The organism is Lysinibacillus sp. BS3, from assembly GCF_039614735.1.
In the GTDB taxonomy this organism is placed as follows: Bacteria; Bacillota; Bacilli; order Bacillales_A; family Planococcaceae; genus Lysinibacillus; species Lysinibacillus capsici.
Genome location: NZ_CP154860.1, coordinates 4,087,309 through 4,109,494, shown reverse-complemented (window position 1 = coordinate 4,109,494; position 22,186 = coordinate 4,087,309). Strand labels below are relative to the sequence as shown.

Sequence of the window (22,186 nt, the reverse complement as noted above, 5' to 3'; positions counted from 1 at the left end):
TTATTAAGTGCTTTTCTTTTATTTATTTTGGATAAGTGATATATTTAGCAACTGTTGGCGCTGAAGTGTAAGTACCACCACTAAATGAATTACCAAATTTATCTTTATAAGGTTTTTGAACAAACTTGACTACTGTTTGTACCCCCCCTATAACAGGTGTATAGGTTGTCGTCAGAGTATCACCTACTCGTGGTTTAGGGAATGTAATTTTTGTTGATGCAGCTTGTCTTGTACCAAAGTATATAGAAATAACAGAACCCAACATCGCAGCATACATTCCAATACCTGTGATAACTCCTAATAGGAACATGTCACCATCTTCAACTTTTTTCACATCCGCTGCTTTGTATGTGTATTTCTTTTCCTTTACAGCTTTTAAGAATACATTACGATAAATAAAGTCGTATGTTTGACCATTGTTAGACTTAATATGAACTTTATATTCGCCAAAGTACGGAACTTCAAATGTAAAAGATCCCTTTTTAACATCTTGGTTATATGTCTTAGAATAAACAATTTGACCATCGCCAGGACGTTGGATGTCGATACGACCATTATAACCAATACCACCACTACGACTCCATGATACTTTTAAACTCTTCTCACCTGTTTGTGAAACGCTTAAATTAAAATCAGTATTTCCATTATTAATTGACATAAAAATTTCCTCCTTGTGTTGTTTAATTGGTACATCTTAATAATAGGCTGTCCACAATGCCTAAAACTCTGTAAAAAATACATAATTATTCCAGTGAATATCTATCAAAACTCTATATATAAGCAAAAAAATAACCAGGTACTCATTTGAGCGCCTGGCTATCAGCTTATTGTTTCTGGGACTTTATCAAAATTAAAGCCTTTAAAGGATACAATTCGTAGTGACCCAGTATTTGTTTTCTCTAGATACTGAACTTTGCAGCACAGTCTAGGTTCCAACCATGTCATATCTCTTTCTTCCTTTGTAACGATTTGTTTAGCTATTTCTCTGAATGCAGTTTTTTCTTCAGGTTTGAACCCAAACTCTACATTTGCGAGTGGTTTATACTTACCATTGCTTAACTGTTTACCAACCAGCATAGTAAATGGATTTTCTTTATACCCTAGAATTACAACATCTGCTATTTTGAAATGCTTATATTTTAACCAATCCTGTGATCGATAATTAGTTTTGTACGTTGAATTAATTCGCTTACCTACGACACCCTCCATATTACGGTCTTTAGTTAACTGAAAGATATTGCTACCGTTTCCCACAATAGATGGAGTAACAAGTAAATTATTTGAGGGCTCTACTATTGAAGATAAAACCTCTTTACGTTCTGACAATGGTTTATTTAAAAGAGGCTTATCAGTCGTTAGAATATCAAATGCAACAAATGTCGCTGGATGAGTAATAGTTGCTTGCTCAATCTTACCTTTATTTGAAAGTCTACCTCTGTAATTGAAGTCATCAAACACAGAAACACCATTCCTTAACACAACACCCTCACAATCAATGATTGCTGTATGTGATTGAATTGAACGGCCAACCTCTTGAAGTTCAGGAAACTTAGCTGTCACATTGTTACCATGTCGAGTAAAAGCCTCGACTCTATCCCCTTCTTTATGCAAAAGGATGCGCCAACCATCCCATTTTATATCGTAAATCCAATTTGGATCATCATCTATTTCTTCATTATTTCCCATGTGTAAAAGCATAGGTTTTATTGGAGTAAATAACATTGTATATCCCTCCTTAATCTACATTATCTCATGTTAGTTAAGACAAGAATACATGTAAATCAAGGGATTGATGGCAATTACAATTTCATCTTCTCATTAATATGATTGATTAATAATTTTTCTACTTGAGTCTTTAGTGCTTGGTTGGCATACCGTAGCACGACATCATTACCAGCAGTTGCTATTTGTACATCGCTGAAGTATTCATCTACATTAGTCCATCCAATAACTCGTATCTTTTGTTGCGCCAGTTGCCTTTTGAGATCAAAATATTCTTGGCGCAAATCTTTTAAAAGGGCATCCATAAGGGGAAGAAATACAACTTTCATTTTAAATTGTTCCGTTTTTTTATAATCAATCTGTAGGGACTTCACTGCTAGTTCAATTAGTAAGTATTTGTGTAACAACTGACGTTGTTCAGGTTTAATCATAATAATCAGCTTCTAATTGAGCTGACTGTATGTTTTGAATTGGAATTCGTTTTGTTTTAAGTAGTGTATCAAGTATGAGTTCATTAGTATTAAAATTAATTGTTTTGATAGTTCCAGTCCATTGTATGATTTTGTTGTCCTGCCACATTTCTAATTTAATGTCCAGTTGCCGACTATACGCTTGATCAATTGTTTGTTGTATTTCTTCTAGTTCCCATTCAGTCAATTCTCTCGGCTGCTCTGTGAAGCCTTTTTTGTATTCCTTAAGTCCATCCAAATGTTCAGGCATCATCATGGATGCCCATTTAATGTTTCCACGGTCTTTTATCATCCAATCACTCCTATGCTAAATGCCCACCAACTAGGCGATCACGTCCAATAGCTGTACCAGCACTTGTATATGAAACAGCTCGTAATAATGCAGTTGCTCCAAACTTATTACGAATCGCATCCATGGTAGGGCCAATCAGCTGTCTCTGAGGTTTTCGCTCATCAAATAAATCTAATTGGATACTGTGCTCACGATCTAGATTTGATATGCGGACAGATAACTGACGTGCTGGCTCTCCAGCAAAATGTTCGTCGAGTAATTCGATACAGACTTTATACATTTCAAGTGTCTCATTTGTAGGTGCAGAAATTGTTTTAGAACGATGAAATCCTTTCGTCATAGCATTACGGCTGTACGATAGACCTAAGCTAATCGTGCGGCCAACAAAGCCTGCATCCCGTGCTCGTTTCATCACATCCTCGCACATTTCAAGGAGTACTACCGATATTTCATTTCGTGTGTAATAATCTCTCATCAACATTTGACCTTTACCAAAGCTTAATGATGGATTCTTGACTAAAGGTTCACCGAGTTTGGACAAATCTATTCCCCATGCATGGTGATACAATTGATTGCCCATTACACCAAACTGCTTTTCTAATTCATCTAAATCAGCATTTGCTAATCCACCGACCGTTTGAATGCCCATCTTATTAAGATTAGCCTCCATTTGCTTGCCAATTCCCCACATTTCTGACAAAGGTCTCACAGGCCATAATTTTGTTGGTACGTCCTCATAAGTCCATTTAGCGAAGCCTGTTTTCTTAGCATCTAAATCCAATGCTAATTTAGCCATTAGCATATTTGGTCCCATTCCCACTGCACTTGGTACATTAAATTGATCAAGTATAGCTCGCTGTATTTCCTTGGCGGTTTCTTCAGCTGTACCCCACAATTTTTCAGTGCCAGTCAGATCAACGAAACTTTCATCCACACTATAAACATGGATAGCCTCTGGAGGAACATAGTTAGAAATCAACTTTGTAATTGACATCGACATCTGAATAAAGAAAGCCATTTTAGGTTCAAACAGCTTAATATCTGGATGCTTAGGAATTTCATAACGACGATTCCCAGTCTTAATTTTGAATCGTTCTTTCATGACTGGAGACGCAGCCAGCACCACACTACCTGGTTGACTAAAATTGCCGACAACTGCTATTGGGTCCTTCAGTATATCCAACCCTTCTAACATGGCGATACAGCTAGCATAGAAGCTTTTCATGTCTATACAAACAATTGGTTTGTCAGGCATTCCTTCATAATTCATACAACATCACGCTCTTTTCGGACAACAGGAGTAACAGCGAGTATACTTCCAATTAAGAAAGTACGTTTTGCTTGTTTGGTAAAACAGAACGCATGAAACGTATCACCAACAACTTTGATAATATTGATACGTCTTTTTGTGACTGTACCATCTTTAGCCATATACATCATATTCACAATTTGATTACGCTGCATAGCTTTAACCAGTTGTTCTCTCATCAATTTTTCCTCCTAATACGTACGTGAAATGTTCCTCTATAATTTATACAAGAACACTTGTTTGTATACATAATAGAACAAATGTTTGTGTTTTGACAAGATAAAATTTTTGGAAATTAAAAAGGCCCATTACCAATTAAGGTAACAGGCCATTGAATTACAAGAGGGTTGATATTATCATTTTACTTCATACAATTTTGTTGTCTTACTTTCGTTATTATAAACCAGCTTAAGTCCTAACAAATCAGCAATCTCACGCACTTGTACATACGTCCTACCTTCTAGAATCCTCGCAGATATAGCTTTAGTATCATTAAGCATGACTTTCGCTTCTGCATAATCATATGCCTGTTCTGTTTGTGCTTTTGTATATCCTAAATGTGCAGCTAAAACCTCTGCGATAGCCGCACAAACAGCATTAAAGTTGCTATAATACAACTCAACATCTGCTTTGCTATCTACAAAGCACACTTCTATTAAGATAGCTGGTTTACTCGTATTTTTAAGGAAGTATAATTCTTTCCGTTGTTTTGCTCCGCGGTCTTTCAAACCAGATGCTTTAGCAATAGCAGCACTCATCCTAGCTGATAAATCTTTTACATCATAATATAGAACCTCTACACCTCTGGGTCCATCGATAGCACTTGCTGCGTTAAAGTGAATGCTCCAATCCAAATCACGTTGTTGTCCATTATGATAGGTAACGATCGTTTGTAAATTTTGATTTTGAGTTATTGAACTATTGTCATGGAACACTGTGCCAGCACCGTTGTATTCACTAGTTAGAATTCGATGAACCTCATTAGTTACTTTCCGGGCTTCATCAACTTCATCGATAAAATGTTTGGCACCCCTGATTTTTAGCCCATGTCCACTTGACCCTACAAATTTTTTAGTCATTATTATCACCCTTTCGTTCATAACTCATTGCTCTGTCACTATCATTAGTACCTGGAGTAGTTGGATCAACAACCACACCAATCAGCACTAAAAAAGCGAGCACAGTGTTAAATAACTCTGTAACTCGCTCGTTATAAATTGTAGTGTCGTAGCCAAATAGTGCGCCAATTTGTTGAATGATTAGTAGCAACAATGCAAATGCTCCCACTAAGAATGGTTTGTGTTTTAAACGAACTTTCCAGTTAATTTTCATGAATTCATCCTCCAAAAATAGAATTTTGTAATGCAATAAATAAAACTCCAACGACACCACTAATTGCAGCAGCTAAAAAATAACCTTTGATTTTATCACTGTTCTGTTCCATTTTTTCAACAGATTTTTCGATTTGTTTAACACTTGAAGCTGTGTTGTACACGATTGGTTTAATTGTTGATACGTCTTTTTCTAGTTCCTGTAACCGTCTTTCATGGTCAGCTACAGTAACAGCTTGTTGAAAGGTTGTTTCTTGACTCATGCCCTATACCCTCTCCTTTGTCCCTTAAAATAAAAAGCCATGAGAAGCTTCGAGATTCAGTAACTTGTACCGTTGCCCATCTCGATTGCTCTCATAGCATAATAAAAAGCACTCTCTGGTTGAGAGTGCTTTTTATTAATATTTCTTACCATTTACCATCGCGTCTTTATGAATAGTCACAATTCCATCGAAATTAGTAATATTTCCTGTTACCATTCCATAAACATCAATTTCTCCGTTATTGTTTACATCGCCACTTACCATACCATTTACTTTAACATAAGCATTTTGTGAAATTGTTAGATTTCCCGAAATCAGTCCACTTACAAATAGTTCTGTACCTTCTATGACTTGTACATTACCACTGACTAATCCACTAATTTTTGTATCCGTATCAATGGTAAGATCACATTCTACTTTATCTTTCAGTATTTTCATAATGATCACCTCCCCATTCTATTACGGTTACAATAGGGTGAAAGTTTCATTAATAGAAAATAATGAAATAGCGCTCAGCCTATACTTGTGTTTCTGTTTCCGCAGCTGATACTGGCAGCACACTAATTATGATGTGTTTATTGATGATTGCTCCACCGATATTCACGAAATTAATCTTTTGATCATTGAGTGTGGCTGTAAATGCTGCTACATCAAACTCCGCATTCGTTAAGTTAATTGCTTGGCCGTTGTTTAGTTGTACTTGATAGTTCATAATATCAATCTCCTTTTTTTATGTTAATGCCACTGAGCCTTTTGTTGAACCGTCAACTTGCACATATAATCTTCCACTTGCGTAAGAAATGCCTATACCTGACGAATTAGCTCTTGCGACTCCTCGAACAGTTGCGTATGAAAAATCAACCGTCCCATTAAAATCAGTAATGCCACTACCCGTTCCGATTGTTATATCTGCAGAACTTAAATTGATTTCTTGAGCGTTTAATTCTAAGCCATAACCAGAGCTGTTGATACGGTTTGAATTATTGAATACTAGTGACTTAAAACCTCCACTTTTACCTAAATACAAATTGTTTCCTACTGTAGCATCAGTGCTAATATCAATTGTGGCACCTTCAATCCTTCCAGCATAAATCGTCCCTAAGTTACCACTGATATCAGAAAGAACACTGACAGCACCAACTAAATTGATTTTTGAAGCCTGAATAGTGACTGACGTTGATGTTTGGTTAATCAACGATGCTATTGTATTACCGTTGTAATCTGTTTGAGAAACCTTACTACTGATTTGACCAGCTTGTTGAACAATAGAACTCTCAGCTGTCCCTAACCTCGAATCGACATTAGACACCCTTGTTGATATCTGACCAACTTCAATAGATAAAGACGACACTTGTGTTTGAGTGCTATCAGCTTTACGTTCTACCCTTGTAACCTCTGCTGTTATGCTATCAGCTCGGATGTTGAGTTGAGCCACCTCGTTAGTAATACGGTTGTTCACGCTTAAATTAATGTTGTCAGCTTTAATATCAATAGCTGCAATACTGTGATTTATACGCTCTACTTCTAAACGGATATTTGAGTCCGTTTGTGTAAAGGATGAACGATATTCTTTAATTGACTCTTTCAAGATCTCTTGTGTTTCAGTCAATTCATCAGACAATGTTTGAGGTAATGCATTCCCAATAACTACGGCCACGGTCTTAAATTCATCTGTTTCTTCATCAATTACTTGTGAAACCTCTAGTATTCGAGTCTGCATTTCATAATCCCACGGCTCGTAAATTAGCCAGATACGTTCCCCAAGCTGTTTATCTAGTAACTCTATCGAATCTAATTCAATAGATATTTCTGGCTGATCTTTTAACGACTTTCGTGCTTTATCCATCAAATTCTCTGAATCTGAAAAACGTTCATCGCTCATGTCATCGGCATCACGAATACCCCATTTAGCAGCCTGTGGTGACGTGTATCGGACAACGAGATTATCTTTACCCTTGGCACTAATACGCGTCCTTAGATTGTCTGTATTAACTGATTTAGACAGTTCAACGATATTGTCACCATATTGGTAAACAAAGTCGTTATCTGGGCCAAGCATTTTGCTAAAATGAATGTTGCTGTTTGATGTGATCTCATACTCGCATTCAAATGCTTCACAGATTTGATTCACTAATTTAACGATATTGTCATTACCAAAAGCTTCGATAAAGCCATCTTCATTAAAATCACTTGTGAAGGTCCAGTTTGTATTCCGCAATGCAAAAGTAGCAAATTCATTTAAGGTTTTATGTCCTCCATTAGTGCCCTCTTGCCTGCGCCAGATATTATCGAAGAAAATATGCTGTGCAAAGACTGACTTCACATTTCCTCTCGATTTTCGTTGTAGTTGCTTAATACGAAATTGAAAACCGCCAGCATCGATGATACTTTCTTCTGCGATCAGTTGAAATGAATGTGGGTTATCACGTTCACTTGCATCCAAGGTCAGTTCAAATACACCATCGATATTTTTCCTTACGAATGGCTTTCCTCTGCATACCAAAGCCTCTGTTAGGGTACCTTCATAGTTAGTGATTGACAGCATCGCATCACCTTCTTTCATAATAAAAATACGCTACCCAAATGAGTAGCGCTTACTGAACAATATGGAACAATTATTTTATAAACACTCGCACAATGTTAGGAGCTACACGCTCAATTACTCGCATATCTGTACGATAATTAGAAGCCGTTAAAGTACCTTCTTCAGCACCAACTTTCGCATAGCTATTAACCTCACATGTGCCATCGTCACGCACTAACAGCTTACCTATTAGACCTACAGTGTCCCACTCCTTACGTTGCTCACGTGGAATGTATTCTTCATCATTGTTCCAATCAGGGTTAAGGATAGGAACGTAGTCTTGACGAGTTTTAATGACAGTTTCGTTATGAACTCCATCCTCTGTAGGAACAGTCATTAACTCCTCATATTCTACTTCTATCCAATGGTATTGAATGCGTCCCCACTCGTCAGCAACGTACTTATTGTTCCAATCGTCTTGGTGAGAGTCGCCAATAACAGACGGGTTAGCTGAAATAATACCTAAAAGGTAAGTGTCTTCTGCTGTAGCCTTGCGAATTTTATCTCCGTCTAGTGCTACAACAAAGCCTACTCTATCCTCGTTGTCTACATTACCATCTGACCATTCAAAGAATTCTGCGTAGTCAGCTCCTGTAGAGTTCCACGCCCCCATACCATAAGTACTACCGTTGAAACGTACACGGAGAGCATTACTTAGAGATGTAGGGCTTGTTCCGTTCCCTATTACAAAAGCATCATCGGTAGCAACTGCAATCGTTGGAGAACCGCTCATTACCTTATTGTATCTACCAATAGCTGTAGATGCGAACACATCTGCTGTTGTAGTATCACCACTAGAATGGGAATACTCTCCTTTAGCTTTGGTTCTATTACCTTCCGCATGAGAGTAGTTACCTGTCGCCTCTGTATAAGCCCCTTCTGCATGTGCAGAGTTTGCTGTAGCTTTAGTGTTACTCCCCTCTGTGTGAGAGTAATGCCCTTCGGCTCTAGTTTTGTAACCTTCTGCATGTGAAGCCTCGCCAATAGTGACAGATGTTTGCCCTTCGGCATGAGAGTATGCACCAGTAGCTTCAGTATAAGAGCCTTCCGCATGAGAATATGCTCCAGCAGCCTTAGAGCCTTGACCTTCAGCGTGTGAGTCATCACCAATAGCCTCTGTATAAGCTCCTTCAGCATGTGCACGATTACCTGTAGCTTTGGTGTTTAATCCTTCAGCGTGAGCAGCAAACCCTGTAGCTTTAGTAAACCTACCTTCAGCGTGAGATGCTGTACCAGATGTATAAGTTTCCATACCTTCAGCATGAGAGTTATCTCCAAAAGCTACGGTCGACATTCCTTCAGCATGAGAGTTACTACCACTCGATACAGTTTTTAACCCTTCTGCATTTTGGTTAGTCTTACTCCCACCTAGCTTAAATACATGCGTAATGGTTGTATCTAATGTTACTAAAGTACTTATCGTTATTACTTGTCCTGAAATAGCGATAATTGTTGCATCTTCTAAAATTACACTGTCATTTCTTTTCAGTTTAACAGCATCCGATACAGAAATACCTTCTGTATTCCATAAGGTGAGTTTGTTGTTAGCAGCGTCTACCGAATTTACAATAGATGCAAATAATGTTGATTTAGAAAAAGTGTTAGACCCAATAGCATTAGATGTTTCTTCTCGCATTACATTGTTTTGATACAGCTCTGCACCACCAGTTTCAACAGTAACCCATTGCCCTTGTTCATCTTCAACAGCTAACTCATTATTAAAATACCTTATCCCATGTGCTCCATTTTCAGAAAGTACGTCATGTCCCAAATGTTCAGTAACTTCCGTTTTATTATCAGTGACCGTTTGCTGTAAATTTGCTATTTCTTGATTAACTTCTGTGAGATCAGCATCCTGTCCTGGGGGACCTTGTTCACCTTGTGGTCCTTGAGGTCCGGTATCACCTTTTGGACCTTTAATGGTACCGACATTCGTCCAGTCAATTGTGGTATCCGACCAAACATATAGGTCGCCATTAATTAAATAAGCATCACCTGGTTCGCCAATGGATGGTAAAGCACTCTCATCTAGCAATGTCCCTAGAATTCGTACTCCAGTACCCTGCTCACCTTTCTCACCTTTTTGAACAAACATTGCCCAATCAGCATTTGAAAGCACAGGTAATGAAGGTGGTCTAACTCCTTTATTGTCACGTAACGCCATATAACCATTACCTTCTAAAGTGACAAAGTTGTTCTTTTTATACTGTGTTTCTATTGTCCATTCCTTTAGATTCACTAACCCTGTTACATTTGGTAAAACTACATAGATTGCGTCAGTAGCTGTCTGTGCTGCTTGTGTCGCTTGATTTGCGTTACCTGTTGCTGTATTTGCATCTTGTGTAGCTTGTACTACATCAATCTTTAACTGCGATAAATTTGAAGCCTCTTGATTGGCGTTATCTGCTGCATTTTGAGCTAACACTGCCTTTTCATTAGCATAATTAGCCTTTTCATCAGCAAGTAAAGCACTAGCATTCGCTAATTCTGTGGCTGTTGTAGCTAAAGCTGTAGCTTCTTCCGTTGCTGTTTTAGCTGTTCTAGCCTCTTGTGCAGCTGTTAATGCTTGTTGAATGGAATCATTTAGGCGCTCTAGTAATTCCCCAATGTTTTCACCAGTCAGCATATCAATTTGTTGCTGTAAATTATTAATATAATTCAGCATTTCTTGACGTAAAGCATCAGTCAAACCACTGGCTTCACCGATTAAGGCTTCTAACAGCCCGAAATTATAGTTTAAATCGTCACGGTATCCTTTATCAAAGGAAGCACCGATTTCACGCATACGCGCCATTGTAGCCCTCCTCACTTGTAATAAAATTTAAATTTAAAGGATAGTAGAAATTGAGTTGCACCAGTAATTTGAATTGTGTTCCAGCCAGGATTCAATACCAAGACTTTGCGGTTTGTATCTTTGAAAATACTGCTACCGTTTTTAGTAAATCTAGTAGGTGTTTCAAGCTTAATAACATCATTAGCGCCACTAGAACCGTTGTATTGCCATTGCATGCCGTTCGTGACATTCCTGATGCTTAGATTAGTGCTAGCACCGCGAAACTCAATTTCAAAGAGCATGTCTCGCAAGTTGGTTTTTAGTGGCACATCACCAGCGTTGTAAACCTGAAAAGACGTTTCGTTTTGGAATACATATTTTAATGTTGTTGGATCCGCAGCAACTAATCCTTGGCCTGTTTGCCATATCTCTTTATCAAAGGTTCGCGCATCTAGAGTGGTACCCGAGGACTCAGCATAAGGTAGTTGATATGTCTCGAACTCAACATCAACCTTCCCTAGCAACCCTCTTTGTTCTACTTCATTCATATTGGTACGAATCACTTTGTAGCGTTTGCCTTTAAGTATTTCGATATTGGTTGGTAGTTGAGGATTCTCGCCCCAAGTTTGCCCTGGTAATTCGAACTCATAAGTAATAGTCTTATAGGTCGGCCGTCCTTCGTAGATATAAAAAGGCTCCAAGTCGCTAAAAATTGAAAACAATTTATCGCGTCTTAGAGCAAAATCTATTTCATCAGAAGCTATGAACATAATAGATAAAATGATTACCCTTGTTCCATGATTAACTGCTTCTCGTACTACCCCTGGTCGCCCGTCCACATCAACACTAGATGCTTTCTGGTCAATCGGTCTAATCAACATATCTTGTGTGATGTATCCTTCTTTGACAAGGGAGAGTGTAGCCCCTGTACTGTATTCGATTAATGTGTCCATCGACTACACTCCTTTACCAATAGTTGTTCTTCGTGAAGAAACCCTGTTACTTTGGTTTCTATCAACATACTCACTGATTACATCTCCATCTAATTCCACAACAAAATCCAGTTTGCTAATTAATGCAGCAATCTGTTTTAATAATCCAATTTGATCTTGGCTTGATGTTAGCTCGTAGCTGTTTAATAAATGTGAATCCATTCCACCATTTAGAGCCGTAGACAGCCCGATAGAGGCTGCTGAAATATCAGTCTGCATTATATCCGTTAGGCTTCTAACAGTGTTTTCTAACATGCCTTTTGTGCTTGCTAGGCCTTGAATAATGCCTTGTCCGGAAAATACTCCTGATTTTTCAAGGACCCTTGATGGCGATTTGATTTGTAAAGCTTTACGAATCGTTTTATCGATGGTATTTGCTATCTCATTAGCTTGAGCTTGTAAAGCAGGCACTTGACTAGCTAGTCCATTACGTAAGCCTTCAATAGCATTGATACCAATCTCTTTCATGCTACTAATCATTGGGTTAAATTCATTTTTTGTACCTTCGCGAATTTGCTTGATTTGTTCAACCCATTCGGTTTGGTATTGCTCTAGCTTAGATTTTGTTTCTGTTTGGAGCTTTTCAATTTGATCAGCCATATCTTTTCGTTGACCTGTTAACTCAAATTGAGCACGTTCTCTAGCTATCTGTGTTTTTTCTTTCCAAAGATTTTCGTACTCATTCAATTCACCAAGACTTAGCTGATTTAATGCCGCAATTTCGGCTTGAGCACTTGGGCCAATTGCTTGTAGCTCTGCAATCAAGCCTTGGTCTACACCTTTAGCTGCAAGCATTTGAAGATCGTTTGCCCAATCACGCATTGCATCTACTTGACCGCGTAGGTTTTCTATTAGCTTAGAACCAAATACATCTGTTTTACGCTCAAATTCATCAAAGATACTGATCGCATTAGCAATCTCTTTAGTTCGAGCATCCTCGGCATCCTGATAAGCTTTTTTGAGCTCCTTGATACCATCAATTTCAGCCTGTTGTACATCTTTAATTTTGCCAATGTATTCTTCGTTTAATGCCATCAGTCGGTCGTGAATCGCTTGTTTTGTCTCAGCGATCTTATCCTCATAATAGATACGTTCCTCGCTACCAACTTTGTACGCTTTAACATACTTTTCGTATGCTGCGAGCTCTTGCGTCAATGACATCAAATTGTACTTCTTACGACGTTCAACGTAGTCTTTTTCCTTATTAAACTGCTCAGACGTTAACTCAGCCATCGATTTGTTGTACTCAATTTGAGCTTTGATCCGTTCCTCTGTGCCTTCTTTGAACAAACTAGTCGCATACTGCCAGTAAGCAGCTTGTTCTTTGGTAGACCACTTTTCCAACCCTACTTGATGTTCTGCATATTCTTTCAGCTTATCGTACTGCTCTTTTGCTGACTTAGCGCGAATAGCATCAATCTTTTTAGCTTTTTCTTTTTCGATCTTTTCGAGAGCCGATTTTTCATCATCATGCAATTTCAAGATTTGGCGCTGTTGAGCAGCCGTTAGCTTTTTCTTTTTGTCATTGGCTTTAGCATTGATCTCAGCTATCTTGTTGTCCGATTTCTTAGTAGCCTCTGCTCTTTTCTTCGCATACTCTGCTTCAACTGTTTTGATTTCCTTTTCAATTTCACTTGTCTTGGATGCAAGGATTTTCTTAGCAGTATCCATCATATTGGTTGTAGCTTTTACAGTTTGTTGGAAGTTAGGGATAGCTGCTCTAGACATTGCCTCAGCAGACTTCTTAATATAATCCAGACTGTTGTAAATACCAGTAGCAACACCTGCAGGAATCCACTTAGATACCTTAGCCATAACTCTTGATGGTGAGTGGATGCCTAATTTTTTCTTCAACCAATCAGGAATTAGATCAGCAATACCAGCAGCTGTTTTCTTCACATTTTCCCACATTGAGTTGATACCTTTAATCAACCCTTGGATAATGTTCTTACCAATTTCAAATAGGTTAATATTTCGGAAGAACGATTCAATGGAGTTCCAGACGCTTGATGCTGTTTGCTTAATAGTTTCCCAAGCACCTTTCCAGTCACCGTTAATTAACTGCATGACTGTCTGGATAATACCCATTACTAAATTAATGCCGATTTCAACAGCAGATTTAATAAGATTCCAAGCAATTTTTACTACTCCAGAAATAATCGGCCATGCTACTTGGAAGATAGCGATGATATTACTCATAGCCCAATTGATTATTACTCCAATCGATTTCCAAACTGTATCAACTATTTGTTTAATACTTTCTTGGTTATCCTGCCAGAACTTTGTGATTTTACCCCAAACAGAAACGATCGTTGATTGTATTTCTTTTAGAACCGAGGAAATAACACTTTTGATTGCTTTCCATATTTCGTCAACCTTAGCTCTAAATTCTTCGTTCGTTTTATAGGTTTTCACCAAGATAGCAATAAATGCTGTGATAGCTATAATGACAAGTCCTATTGGGGTGGTGATAAAACCCCATGCAACTCCTATCAATTTAGCGACACTTGTAATTTTCGCGCCAATCATAACCATGGTTCCGCCAAAATTAGTGAATAATCCTGTTATAAATGGTAGCGCCTTTCCGATACCACCTATAAGCGCTGGTCCTAAACCTTTGAAAAGCTCTCTGAATGCAATTACATTCGGAACGACAGCTAGCAATACTCCGCCTATGGAAATGAAACTAGCTAAGAGCACACCAATAACCCGGTTACTTTCCATACCACTGTTTATGAACTCTAGGATACTATTTACAATGTTCATCAGCCCTGCACCAACAGGAGCCATACCGATCCCTAAGTTCACTAGAAACTTAGTCAAGTTACCAATTAATTGCAGGACACTAGGCGCTGTCTGTTGCACATAGGATAAGAATGTTTGGAATCCTTGATTTTGAGATAGACTCGCTGACCATTCTTTAAAACGAGCCATCATATTAGCAAGGCCTGTCATCATGTCGCTTGATGAACCGCCAAATGCTGCAAAGAAGTAAATGAGCCCAGCTGTAGCATCACGGAAGATTGCTCGAATCTTCGGCATGTTGGTATTCACATAATCCACGAAAGATTGGAACTTCGAACTTCCTGAAAGGCCATTTGACCATTCAGCAAAACGTGCTGTCATTTCTTCGAAGCCTTTAGCTGTTGAAGCTGTTAACGGTGCAAATGCAGTCAGCATGGAGAATACGCCTTGAAGTAAATTCCCCATTGAACGAGTCACTGTTTTTAACATTGGTGCGCCTGTAGTGTTTAGATAATCCAAGAATTTTTGAATTGGTGGCGTACCAATGGCTGTGTTAAGTTGTGTCATCAAGCTAGATACAGCTTGAGCACTGGATATAAACAATGGTCTTAACTTTGTAAGTAATGTATTTGTAGCCTGCATTGCACTTGTAAAAGCATTTAACACTGGCTTTTCAGTTTCTTTTACAAGTCCCTGGTAAGTTGATTTCATGTTGTCAAAAGAGGCTTTAGCATTCTTTTGAGCTAAATTTAACTGTGCGTTTTCGTCAAATAACTTTTTAATCGTGGGTATTGCGACTGCTGCAAAGGCTCCTGCTGCTACACCAGCACTTGCGAACGCACCAGCTAAAGCAAAAGTGGAACCAGCTAATGTACCGATCATTGGACCAAGATTTGCGATAGCTACACCTACGTTAGCTAGTAGTGGTGCAATCATCGGTAGAACGGCAATTATTGAACCTTGTAACGTGTGTTGCATGAGCTCGCCAAAGGCACGAATATCTGTCGCAATGCGTTGTATTTTTCTTTGGAAATTTTCTATTCGCGCCTCAATTTTGACGACTACTTTATCTCGTACAAGCGCTGCTATACGAGCTCGAATTTCAGCCATTCGACGGTTAAATTCGGATATATCTGCACCAATTTCTACACGTACATCATTTGCCGAAGTGCGAATGGCCTCACGAACTTGCCTCATACGAGCCATAAACTGCGTTATGCGAGCCCCTATTTGAGCAGTGAAGTTTCCGTTCATAGCATTCTCCCTTCTATGGCTTCCAGTTTTTTAATGCTGCCATCGCTTTTGCATGTTTCTGTTTCTTAACTTCTGGATCTACTTGTTTTTGATTAATGGATTTTCTTACTTTATCCGCATCAAACAAGTCGCTCTTAGGATTGATACGCGACTTATTAGTCGCCACTCGATTGAACATGGCTGCGTCTGCTAATGTTTGATAATGGTCGATACGTGCATCTTGAGCCCCTTCCAAGAATGCTCTAAACTCACTCGGACGCCATGAAAGAATTAACTCTGGATCATAGACCTTTAGATATCTTGCTGCATCTCGATAGATTTGTCGGATTTCACTAACTCGATCTGTTTGTTCTCTAATAATTCGGCTCTCGCTGATTTCATCATTTCGATTCCAGCTGCTGCCTGTTCTTTTTCTTCCTCGGATGCTACTGATTCGAATAGCTCTAAGTTCTCCCAGAATGTCTTGACAGCTTTTTTGAAAAAACCCGATTCATCTATTTCGCGGAAGGCTTCTTTGAATAATGGTTCTACATCGCCATCTTCCTCGATTCGTTTTTCTAGAGCTGCTTCAATTTCTGCTTTACTAGGCTGTTTAGATAAATGAGCAAGTCCACACATCCAAAATGCGCGTAAAGCATCTAAATCAAATTGCAATAAGCCTTGATAGATTTGGTTAAAGCCACCTGGTCGGTTGCCATGTGCATCTAAATCATTAAATTCTTTATCTGCCTTATTTTTAAAAGCAAAAGTAAACTTCGCTGTAAGAGTGTTTTCACCAATTAATAATTGAGCCATTTATGATCATCCTTTTCTGTTTGTATTCAATAAAAAAGAGAGCTAATTAGCCCTCTCTCGTCCGTTTATACAGTTACTGTCACTGCTGTTGTTGCCGTAAATCCACCATCGACTGTTGTTGCTGTAATTGTAGCTGAACCTTCTGCAACACCTGTTACAACGCCTTGCGCATTCACAGTAGCAATTGCTTCATCGCTCGATGTATATGTCACTGATCTATTTGTCGCGTTCACTGGTACTACATTAGCGACGATACTACCTGTATCACCTACACCAACTGTCAGTGTTGTCGGATTCACTGATAAACCAGTAACTGCAACTGGAGTTGTTGTTTCTTCACCATTAAACTCACCAGTTTTTTCACCAGGAGCCTCGAAATCATAATCACCGAAGTTAAGTACATCATCTGGTAATGGGTTTAATTCACCATTCTTAGTTGTATTCAGAACCTGTAAAGTTGCTGAAATCTCCAAGAAATTATCTGTGGGCGCTGATTTTTCTAATGATTCTACGTATGTGTAAGCAAATAAAGAATTGTGCTTTCCATTCTTATTGAGATGCTTTTGAACTTCCCAAATTTTTAATTGTGTGCCCTTTTGAATTGATTCTAATACTGCTGTTTGTCCAGGATCATCAGGATTTCCATAAAAGGTAACATCTAGTGATTCTGATAATTGTCCCGGACCTAATATACGTCCGAATTTCGTTTGTTCATCCGTTAATTCACGCTCATAAGAATGTGTATGTTCGGTTTGATCTCCAATTAAAAAACCCTCTGTGCCTAATGCGTTATCAGTAGGTTGTACTAACAATAAGCTATCTTTACCGTTTAAACGTGCCATTTAACTTTTCCCTCCTAAAATAAAAGCAGCCCCCGAGGACTGTTAAATGTTTTGTATTATATATTGCATTGTTAAAATGCCATGCTTTACACCCGGCATATTATCATCTATCACTCTTGAATCACGCCTTTCGACTCTCAAGATTGACGCATTTGGAATAACATAATTACGAGTCATTAGAGCTCTTTGACAAGCAGATAACATCTCATAAGTTATACGCTTGCCACTATAATCATCATTATCCTTCCACCACGTATGAATGGTGAAAGTGATGCTTTCAATATTGCTTGTTTTAGTGTCATTCGGTGATGAATACGGCTCTGATATTGTCACATAAGGATATGGTGTGTTTTCGTCTACTGCATCATAAACACCTAAGTCCCATTCATCTTTTCTCGTAATGGCCGTTAGTGCTTCACAAGCAGTTAGCTTTTGAAAAATAGCCTTCTGTAATTCAAAATAAGGCAAGGCATAATAATTCGTCATAAGCCTAATCGCCTCATTTCTGTTTCAAAATAATCCCTTCCAGCGTCAACAGCAGGTCCCCAAAACGGTTGAGCTCTCATACCTTCAGTGGTTACATAACGCCCTAGCTTTGTACTGAAATAAGTCCATGGTGTTCTTCGGCCATTTCCCGAAACACTATAGACACCTGTACCAAATTCAACGTACCATTTGTTATCGTAAAGGCTTTTTATCCTTTACTTCTTACAGTCACCTGTAAGTTCGGCGTACATTTTCAACCATCAAAAAAAACAACCTATGACGGTTGTCGGACACTCTTGCTAGGATTATATTTATTCACCTAGTACGCTCTACGGTGCTTGATAGCCTTTCGTAATCTATCAAGTTACCTCGGTGTTATCTTTTCTTGAATTGTCTTTTTCCTAAAGGTCTTACAACATTCTCACCTGTATCACCTCTAGCAATTCGTGCATAAATAGTTTTGACTGGAATCTTGTACAACTCTTCAAGCTCTATAGGGGAGTATTTCTTCCCATCGATTATCACCCACTTATTAGTTGAACGGTTTTGAGCTTGTTCTTTATGAGTAATCCATGTACAGTTTTCTGGACAGTAGTTTTGGTTTAAATCTTTTCTTTCGATTGTTAAATGTTTTTCATAACCTGAAGCATGCGCCCACTCGGAAAAATTAGAGTAATCTTCTAACCACTCATCACAGACTTTAATACCTCGTGCGCCATAGTTTTCATAACGATCTGATTTAGGATTGTAGCATCGTTTTTTCATATTCTCCCAAATGTAATATAGTCGAGTATCAGCTTCACCATGTTTCTTTCTAGCTTTGCTTGTATTTGTTTTATGAAGACATCCACAACTTTTCGTGTGCCCACTGTAAACATCGTAAGCAGACTTAACAGTTTCGTTTCCGCAAGTACATCTCACTTTCCAATATGGTCTTCTATTACCAGAAGGGGAAGTGTAGATATGACTAAATTCTATAAAGGTAAGTTGATTTTTTTGAATCCCTGTATAGTCTTTGAAACCTTTAATGCCACCTTTTATAAACTGCCCTTTGTTATTTCTTTCCATATAATCATCTCCTTATGATGATTATAACCTATTTAAGCATAAATACGAGTTTTTAATTCTACACAAAAAGACTTCCTCCGATTTTGCCCGATTCTTAAACACTTATTGTTACCAATAAGGGCGGCATACGTTTACCGCGTAATGTACTCCTACCGTTACAACAGCATTATATTTGCCAAGCATCTTCATTTCGATTGAGTCTCGCAAGCTACCATCATCAACAGGAGCTAGAGCCTTGGCCTGCGTTTGTATAAGCCGTGCTGTCTCATAAACAATATCTGATATCTTATCCAATAAACCTTCTTCAAATCTACGTGCTGCCCTTAGTAACTCACGCCCTCCGAATGTAATTCTAGCCACTATTCAGTCACCAACTTTAATGCCACACGCATGATTTCGTGTTGACCACCCTGATCTTCAGGACGACCAGCGAATGCATATATCTCACCTTCATAGCGTAATCGCATGCTAGAAGTCAAATCAGTTCTGTAAGGATAATACATATATCTTTGTAACGGATTGCCTATCTGTTGTGCGTAATACTGCTCTTTACTTGTTGGCGTATCAACAAATGCCTCCATAGTATCTACTGGAGACCATTCTGTTTTAAATCCACCAGCACCATCGGATACCTTACGTTTCTGAACTACTTCAACCTCATGAGGAAATTCATCGTAATGCATGGAATCTCACCCTCTTATATGGCCTTAGATATGTCCAAATGGCTTTTGGGAACTCAGTGTCGTAACTATACGAGACAGTCCCCATTACACGCCCTTTTAGACCCGTTGATTGTGTATTAAACTGTATGGCTTTAGCAATGAACAATCTAACTCCTTGTGGCATTTCTGACGGTTCCCACCTACCATTACAATGGTCTTTTGCTACATCAAATAAAATAGGAGCCATTGCACGGTAAAATCCATCATGCTTAGCTCCTGTTATGTTATTCATTTGCTTTAGTTGATCTAATTCTTCTTGTGTTGGTTCCCACATAAGACCACCTACTTTTCTGTTTCGTCTGATTCCGTTTTCTTAGCTGGAGCACGTTTACTCTTAGATGCTTCCACCTCTTCAAATTCATCAGTACGTAAAAGACGGGCACCGTGTTCCTCAGTGACCGCCCATGTGATATCTGTTTTCAAATTTTTAACAAACACTTAAAATCCCTCCTTATTGTGGACGTTTAGCTGATAACACTGCTAGAGCTTCAGGACGTGTCACTTTGGCACCGTACAAGTGAAGTCCTTTCACAGCATCTGCAAAACGTTTCTCTGGGCGGTATCCTTCAACTTGAGCTGCTTGTTCAGCATACGTCCAGGCCATGTTATGACCTGCAATGATTTTAGAGTTTGCAACCACTCCAGTGTCTGCTGCAACAGTAGGAGCATTGTTAGATTTCATTAATAAGAAACCTGCTGCACGACCTACAACGCCATTTAATAAACGCTCATCAGCTGGTAAAGAACCTGAACCAACGAAACGATCATCCTTTAACAATAAACCTTCAAACCAAGGTGGTAGAACAGCAAAACGACCTTGAGTTGGCACATTTGATTCATCAAGCTTAGTTGAAAGGTCTACTAGGTATTCATAAGCATTATCCTTTGTCACTTCAATTGGTGTTGCATCAGTACCAATAGTATTCGTAGCATGTACATAATGTGATGCAATAAATTGATCAGCAACATTCGATAGTGCATAAGCAGCTTCAGCCATTGCAGCATCCATTAATTTAGGGTTTTGTTGAATTTTATCAAGATCATCAATCTGGAAATTGAAGAATTTTGATTCAGTAATTTGTAGTGAACGCGTATGATCTGTTAACTCTTCTGGATCTCCCATATTAGAGTTTTTTGTATAGTCACCGATTGTTACAGCACCAATGCCGTTGATTTTCACGGTGTCACCATAAGCTTTGATTTCCCCTTCATAATCACGATTGATTACACCTGTTTGTCCAAACACTAAAGATTTTTGTAAGTTGTGTAGTAGTCGAGCTGACCAGATTGTTGGAATAAAGTTTGTAATTGCCATATTGTAATTTCCTCCTTACCGATAATCGGTTATAGTAATTTGTTTTTCACGATTTCATCCCAATTCGCATTGATTTCATCAGGCGTCATTTTCAGTACTGCCTCTTTCGTCAATGTAGTAGGATGACCACCTTTTGGTGGCGGTGGCGTTCCACCATCTTTGAAGCGCTTGTCTACTTCTGCTTGTACAGCAGCATTAAATTCAGCTTCAAAGATGCCTAAATTAGCAGTTGTCTTTTCTGCATCCTCACCTACAAAGAACTCTACTAATTTTGCTGGTAAACTCTTTTCTGTTGCAGTAGACAACGCTTGATTAACTAACTTTTCGCGCGCGGCTTCTTTTTGAGACTGCTCAAATTGTGCTTTTAAGTCGCGTAACTGTTTTGCTTCCTCAGATTCTGGTGGGTAACGCTTGGAAATCTCATCCTCTAATTTCTTTGGAAGAGTTTTAGTTTCGTACGTTTTAATCGCATCAGTTACTCGAGTATCAGCAAATGATTGAAGCCATTTCTTACCCTCATCATTGTCGTTTAGAAATGATTGAACCGATTCAAGTGTCAATGTAGCCCCTTGACCGTTTCCTCCATCTCCTAGTGGTGGGTTATCCGTCGGGGGAGTTCCTTCGCCCCCGTCAGCAAGCATTTGAATATCTAAAGGTATTAAAGTTTTAAGATTGAATGGATTGTATTTCATGTTTTCCTCCTTGCCCAATTTAGTTGCCTCATCAAGCCCCTAAACCGTTCAAAAGTTTATTTTCTCTCGTTCTTTATAGCGTCTACAAGAGTAAAGACAAAAATAAAAAGCCGTATGACTACGACTAAAATTACTCCAAATTTCATCTGGACTTACATTATTTAGTTAACTATCATAAAAATGAGGTGATACTTTGTCAGTCATTTTTAAATACACAAAATATATTCTTATGTTTATATCTGCAATTCAGTTAGCAAGGTTTAGTCCAGAATATTTAGAGCCTATACTTCTTTATGAGTATCTAGTATTGATAGCGTTTTGTTTTTTTCTTGGCATTCTGGAAGATTTTTTAAAGCCAAGTAAAAAAACAAATATTTTAGTGCGTGTAGCTATTATCATTTGTTCTCTTGTGTTATTTTTTACATCAGTCTCTCTCAAATCAACTGCTACAATTATTTTTTCGATAATAATGTTTATTGCTATCAGTTTCTCAGTTTATTTAGAGATTAGGCAAAAGGATTAAATCACCTT

The 22,186-nt window shown here is 38.5% G+C and carries 27 protein-coding genes; 1 reads left to right on the top strand and 26 read right to left on the bottom strand.

Annotation, left to right across the window (positions count from 1 at the left end):
* Positions 1-22: 22 nt before the first annotated feature.
* From AAJG31_RS20460 to AAJG31_RS20335, 26 genes are all read right to left on the bottom strand, one after another.
* On the bottom strand, positions 23-658 hold the full coding sequence (locus AAJG31_RS20460; RefSeq protein WP_279495657.1) for a hypothetical protein: 636 nt from the start codon (positions 656-658) through the stop codon (positions 23-25).
* A 161-nt stretch (positions 659-819) separates the two neighbouring features.
* A complete protein-coding gene (locus AAJG31_RS20455) occupies positions 820-1,722 on the bottom strand; it encodes a DNA ligase (protein WP_279495658.1) in 903 nt (300 codons plus the stop codon).
* 77 nt (positions 1,723-1,799) lie between these two features.
* On the bottom strand, positions 1,800-2,153 hold the full coding sequence (locus tag AAJG31_RS20450) for an aconitate hydratase (protein ID WP_279495659.1): 354 nt from the start codon (positions 2,151-2,153) through the stop codon (positions 1,800-1,802).
* The gene (locus AAJG31_RS20445; RefSeq protein ID WP_279495660.1) at positions 2,146-2,484 is read right to left on the bottom strand and encodes a YolD-like family protein; all 339 of its coding nucleotides are present in this window, start codon (positions 2,482-2,484) and stop codon (positions 2,146-2,148) included. The genes AAJG31_RS20450 and AAJG31_RS20445 overlap by 8 nt, the downstream gene beginning before the upstream one ends.
* A gap of 10 nt (positions 2,485-2,494) precedes the next feature.
* Positions 2,495-3,754 carry a UV damage repair protein UvrX gene (locus AAJG31_RS20440; RefSeq protein WP_279495661.1) on the bottom strand — a complete coding sequence of 420 codons (1,260 nt, stop codon included), beginning with the start codon at positions 3,752-3,754 and terminating at the stop codon, positions 2,495-2,497.
* Positions 3,751-3,972, bottom strand: coding sequence for a transcriptional regulator (locus AAJG31_RS20435; RefSeq protein WP_279495662.1), 222 nt, complete (start codon positions 3,970-3,972; stop codon positions 3,751-3,753). The genes AAJG31_RS20440 and AAJG31_RS20435 overlap by 4 nt, the downstream gene beginning before the upstream one ends.
* Before the next feature lie 177 nt (positions 3,973-4,149).
* The gene (locus AAJG31_RS20430) at positions 4,150-4,872 is read right to left on the bottom strand and encodes an N-acetylmuramoyl-L-alanine amidase (RefSeq protein WP_279495663.1); all 723 of its coding nucleotides are present in this window, start codon (positions 4,870-4,872) and stop codon (positions 4,150-4,152) included.
* Positions 4,865-5,125, bottom strand: coding sequence for a phage holin (locus AAJG31_RS20425; RefSeq protein WP_279495664.1), 261 nt, complete (start codon positions 5,123-5,125; stop codon positions 4,865-4,867). The genes AAJG31_RS20430 and AAJG31_RS20425 overlap by 8 nt, the downstream gene beginning before the upstream one ends.
* 4 nt (positions 5,126-5,129) lie before the next feature.
* Positions 5,130-5,387, bottom strand: a complete 258-nt coding sequence (locus AAJG31_RS20420) for a hypothetical protein (protein WP_066037375.1) — start codon at positions 5,385-5,387, stop codon at positions 5,130-5,132.
* 135 nt (positions 5,388-5,522) lie between these two features.
* Positions 5,523-5,825 carry a polymer-forming cytoskeletal protein gene (locus tag AAJG31_RS20415; protein ID WP_279495665.1) on the bottom strand — a complete coding sequence of 101 codons (303 nt, stop codon included), beginning with the start codon at positions 5,823-5,825 and terminating at the stop codon, positions 5,523-5,525.
* A 79-nt stretch (positions 5,826-5,904) separates the two neighbouring features.
* Positions 5,905-6,099: a hypothetical protein gene (locus AAJG31_RS20410; protein WP_279495666.1), complete on the bottom strand. Its 195-nt coding sequence runs from the start codon at positions 6,097-6,099 to the stop codon at positions 5,905-5,907.
* A gap of 18 nt (positions 6,100-6,117) precedes the next feature.
* Positions 6,118-7,890: a phage tail protein gene (locus AAJG31_RS20405; RefSeq protein ID WP_279495667.1), complete on the bottom strand. Its 1,773-nt coding sequence runs from the start codon at positions 7,888-7,890 to the stop codon at positions 6,118-6,120.
* A gap of 112 nt (positions 7,891-8,002) precedes the next feature.
* Positions 8,003-10,765 (bottom strand): peptidase G2 autoproteolytic cleavage domain-containing protein, encoded by a 2,763-nt coding sequence (locus tag AAJG31_RS20400; RefSeq protein WP_279495668.1) that lies wholly within the window; start codon positions 10,763-10,765, stop codon positions 8,003-8,005.
* Positions 10,766-10,776: 11 nt separating this feature from the next.
* Positions 10,777-11,697, bottom strand: coding sequence for a phage tail domain-containing protein (locus AAJG31_RS20395; RefSeq protein ID WP_279495669.1), 921 nt, complete (start codon positions 11,695-11,697; stop codon positions 10,777-10,779).
* A 3-nt stretch (positions 11,698-11,700) separates the two neighbouring features.
* Positions 11,701-15,735 carry a hypothetical protein gene (locus AAJG31_RS20390; protein WP_279495670.1) on the bottom strand — a complete coding sequence of 1,345 codons (4,035 nt, stop codon included), beginning with the start codon at positions 15,733-15,735 and terminating at the stop codon, positions 11,701-11,703.
* Positions 15,736-15,748: 13 nt separating this feature from the next.
* Complete coding sequence (locus AAJG31_RS20385) at positions 15,749-15,970, bottom strand: hypothetical protein (RefSeq protein WP_279495671.1); 222 nt, start codon at positions 15,968-15,970, stop codon at positions 15,749-15,751.
* Between the two features lie 56 nt (positions 15,971-16,026).
* Positions 16,027-16,530, bottom strand: a complete 504-nt coding sequence (locus AAJG31_RS20380; RefSeq protein ID WP_279495672.1) for a tail assembly chaperone — start codon at positions 16,528-16,530, stop codon at positions 16,027-16,029.
* Positions 16,531-16,595: 65 nt separating this feature from the next.
* The gene (locus AAJG31_RS20375; RefSeq protein WP_279495673.1) at positions 16,596-17,372 is read right to left on the bottom strand and encodes a phage major tail protein, TP901-1 family; all 777 of its coding nucleotides are present in this window, start codon (positions 17,370-17,372) and stop codon (positions 16,596-16,598) included.
* Positions 17,373-17,414: 42 nt separating this feature from the next.
* Positions 17,415-17,858: a DUF3168 domain-containing protein gene (locus AAJG31_RS20370; RefSeq protein ID WP_279495674.1), complete on the bottom strand. Its 444-nt coding sequence runs from the start codon at positions 17,856-17,858 to the stop codon at positions 17,415-17,417.
* A 375-nt stretch (positions 17,859-18,233) separates the two neighbouring features.
* On the bottom strand, positions 18,234-18,926 hold the full coding sequence (locus AAJG31_RS20365) for a hypothetical protein (protein WP_279495675.1): 693 nt from the start codon (positions 18,924-18,926) through the stop codon (positions 18,234-18,236).
* 108 nt (positions 18,927-19,034) lie between these two features.
* Entirely contained in the window at positions 19,035-19,286 is a 252-nt protein-coding gene (locus tag AAJG31_RS20360; RefSeq protein WP_279495676.1) for an HK97 gp10 family phage protein, read from the bottom strand.
* A complete protein-coding gene (locus AAJG31_RS20355; protein ID WP_279495677.1) occupies positions 19,286-19,609 on the bottom strand; it encodes a phage head closure protein in 324 nt (107 codons plus the stop codon). The genes AAJG31_RS20360 and AAJG31_RS20355 overlap by 1 nt, the downstream gene beginning before the upstream one ends.
* Positions 19,596-19,922: a hypothetical protein gene (locus AAJG31_RS20350; protein ID WP_279495678.1), complete on the bottom strand. Its 327-nt coding sequence runs from the start codon at positions 19,920-19,922 to the stop codon at positions 19,596-19,598. Before AAJG31_RS20350 ends, AAJG31_RS20355 begins: the two co-directional genes overlap by 14 nt.
* Positions 19,923-19,930: 8 nt before the next feature.
* A complete protein-coding gene (locus tag AAJG31_RS20345) occupies positions 19,931-20,086 on the bottom strand; it encodes a hypothetical protein (RefSeq protein ID WP_279495679.1) in 156 nt (51 codons plus the stop codon).
* Positions 20,087-20,099: 13 nt separating this feature from the next.
* The gene (locus AAJG31_RS20340; protein ID WP_054550321.1) at positions 20,100-20,963 is read right to left on the bottom strand and encodes a P22 phage major capsid protein family protein; all 864 of its coding nucleotides are present in this window, start codon (positions 20,961-20,963) and stop codon (positions 20,100-20,102) included.
* Between the two features lie 29 nt (positions 20,964-20,992).
* Positions 20,993-21,655 carry a DUF4355 domain-containing protein gene (locus AAJG31_RS20335; protein WP_279495680.1) on the bottom strand — a complete coding sequence of 221 codons (663 nt, stop codon included), beginning with the start codon at positions 21,653-21,655 and terminating at the stop codon, positions 20,993-20,995.
* Positions 21,656-21,848: 193 nt separating this feature from the next.
* Between AAJG31_RS20335 and AAJG31_RS20330 the strand changes: the two genes are divergently transcribed.
* Positions 21,849-22,178 (top strand): hypothetical protein, encoded by a 330-nt coding sequence (locus AAJG31_RS20330; protein ID WP_345803555.1) that lies wholly within the window; start codon positions 21,849-21,851, stop codon positions 22,176-22,178.
* The last annotated feature ends 8 nt before the right edge of the window (positions 22,179-22,186 follow it).

Excerpts from the sequence above, each read along its gene's own strand:
- AAJG31_RS20370 (WP_279495674.1), bottom strand. The coding sequence starts at position 17,858 with ATGACGAATTATTATGCCTTGCCTTATTTTGAATTACAGAAGGCTATT.
- AAJG31_RS20410 (WP_279495666.1), bottom strand. The coding sequence starts at position 6,099 with ATGAACTATCAAGTACAACTAAACAACGGCCAAGCAATTAACTTAACG.
- AAJG31_RS20335 (WP_279495680.1), bottom strand. The coding sequence starts at position 21,655 with ATGAAATACAATCCATTCAATCTTAAAACTTTAATACCTTTAGATATT.
- AAJG31_RS20400 (WP_279495668.1), bottom strand. The coding sequence starts at position 10,765 with ATGGCGCGTATGCGTGAAATCGGTGCTTCCTTTGATAAAGGATACCGT.
- AAJG31_RS20350 (WP_279495678.1), bottom strand. The coding sequence starts at position 19,922 with ATGTGGGAACCAACACAAGAAGAATTAGATCAACTAAAGCAAATGAAT.
- AAJG31_RS20420 (WP_066037375.1), bottom strand. The coding sequence starts at position 5,387 with ATGAGTCAAGAAACAACCTTTCAACAAGCTGTTACTGTAGCTGACCAT.
- AAJG31_RS20430 (WP_279495663.1), bottom strand. The coding sequence starts at position 4,872 with ATGACTAAAAAATTTGTAGGGTCAAGTGGACATGGGCTAAAAATCAGG.
- AAJG31_RS20395 (WP_279495669.1), bottom strand. The coding sequence starts at position 11,697 with ATGGACACATTAATCGAATACAGTACAGGGGCTACACTCTCCCTTGTC.
- AAJG31_RS20450 (WP_279495659.1), bottom strand. The coding sequence starts at position 2,153 with ATGATTAAACCTGAACAACGTCAGTTGTTACACAAATACTTACTAATT.
- AAJG31_RS20435 (WP_279495662.1), bottom strand. The coding sequence starts at position 3,972 with ATGAGAGAACAACTGGTTAAAGCTATGCAGCGTAATCAAATTGTGAAT.
- AAJG31_RS20445 (WP_279495660.1), bottom strand. The coding sequence starts at position 2,484 with ATGATAAAAGACCGTGGAAACATTAAATGGGCATCCATGATGATGCCT.
- AAJG31_RS20455 (WP_279495658.1), bottom strand. The coding sequence starts at position 1,722 with ATGTTATTTACTCCAATAAAACCTATGCTTTTACACATGGGAAATAAT.
- AAJG31_RS20340 (WP_054550321.1), bottom strand. The coding sequence starts at position 20,963 with ATGGCAATTACAAACTTTATTCCAACAATCTGGTCAGCTCGACTACTA.
- AAJG31_RS20390 (WP_279495670.1), bottom strand. The coding sequence starts at position 15,735 with ATGAACGGAAACTTCACTGCTCAAATAGGGGCTCGCATAACGCAGTTT.
- AAJG31_RS20365 (WP_279495675.1), bottom strand. The coding sequence starts at position 18,926 with ATGGAAAGAAATAACAAAGGGCAGTTTATAAAAGGTGGCATTAAAGGT.
- AAJG31_RS20355 (WP_279495677.1), bottom strand. The coding sequence starts at position 19,609 with ATGCATTACGATGAATTTCCTCATGAGGTTGAAGTAGTTCAGAAACGT.
- AAJG31_RS20415 (WP_279495665.1), bottom strand. The coding sequence starts at position 5,825 with ATGAAAATACTGAAAGATAAAGTAGAATGTGATCTTACCATTGATACG.
- AAJG31_RS20460 (WP_279495657.1), bottom strand. The coding sequence starts at position 658 with ATGTCAATTAATAATGGAAATACTGATTTTAATTTAAGCGTTTCACAA.
- AAJG31_RS20375 (WP_279495673.1), bottom strand. The coding sequence starts at position 17,372 with ATGGCACGTTTAAACGGTAAAGATAGCTTATTGTTAGTACAACCTACT.
- AAJG31_RS20380 (WP_279495672.1), bottom strand. The coding sequence starts at position 16,530 with ATGGCTCAATTATTAATTGGTGAAAACACTCTTACAGCGAAGTTTACT.
- AAJG31_RS20440 (WP_279495661.1), bottom strand. The coding sequence starts at position 3,754 with ATGAATTATGAAGGAATGCCTGACAAACCAATTGTTTGTATAGACATG.
- AAJG31_RS20425 (WP_279495664.1), bottom strand. The coding sequence starts at position 5,125 with ATGAAAATTAACTGGAAAGTTCGTTTAAAACACAAACCATTCTTAGTG.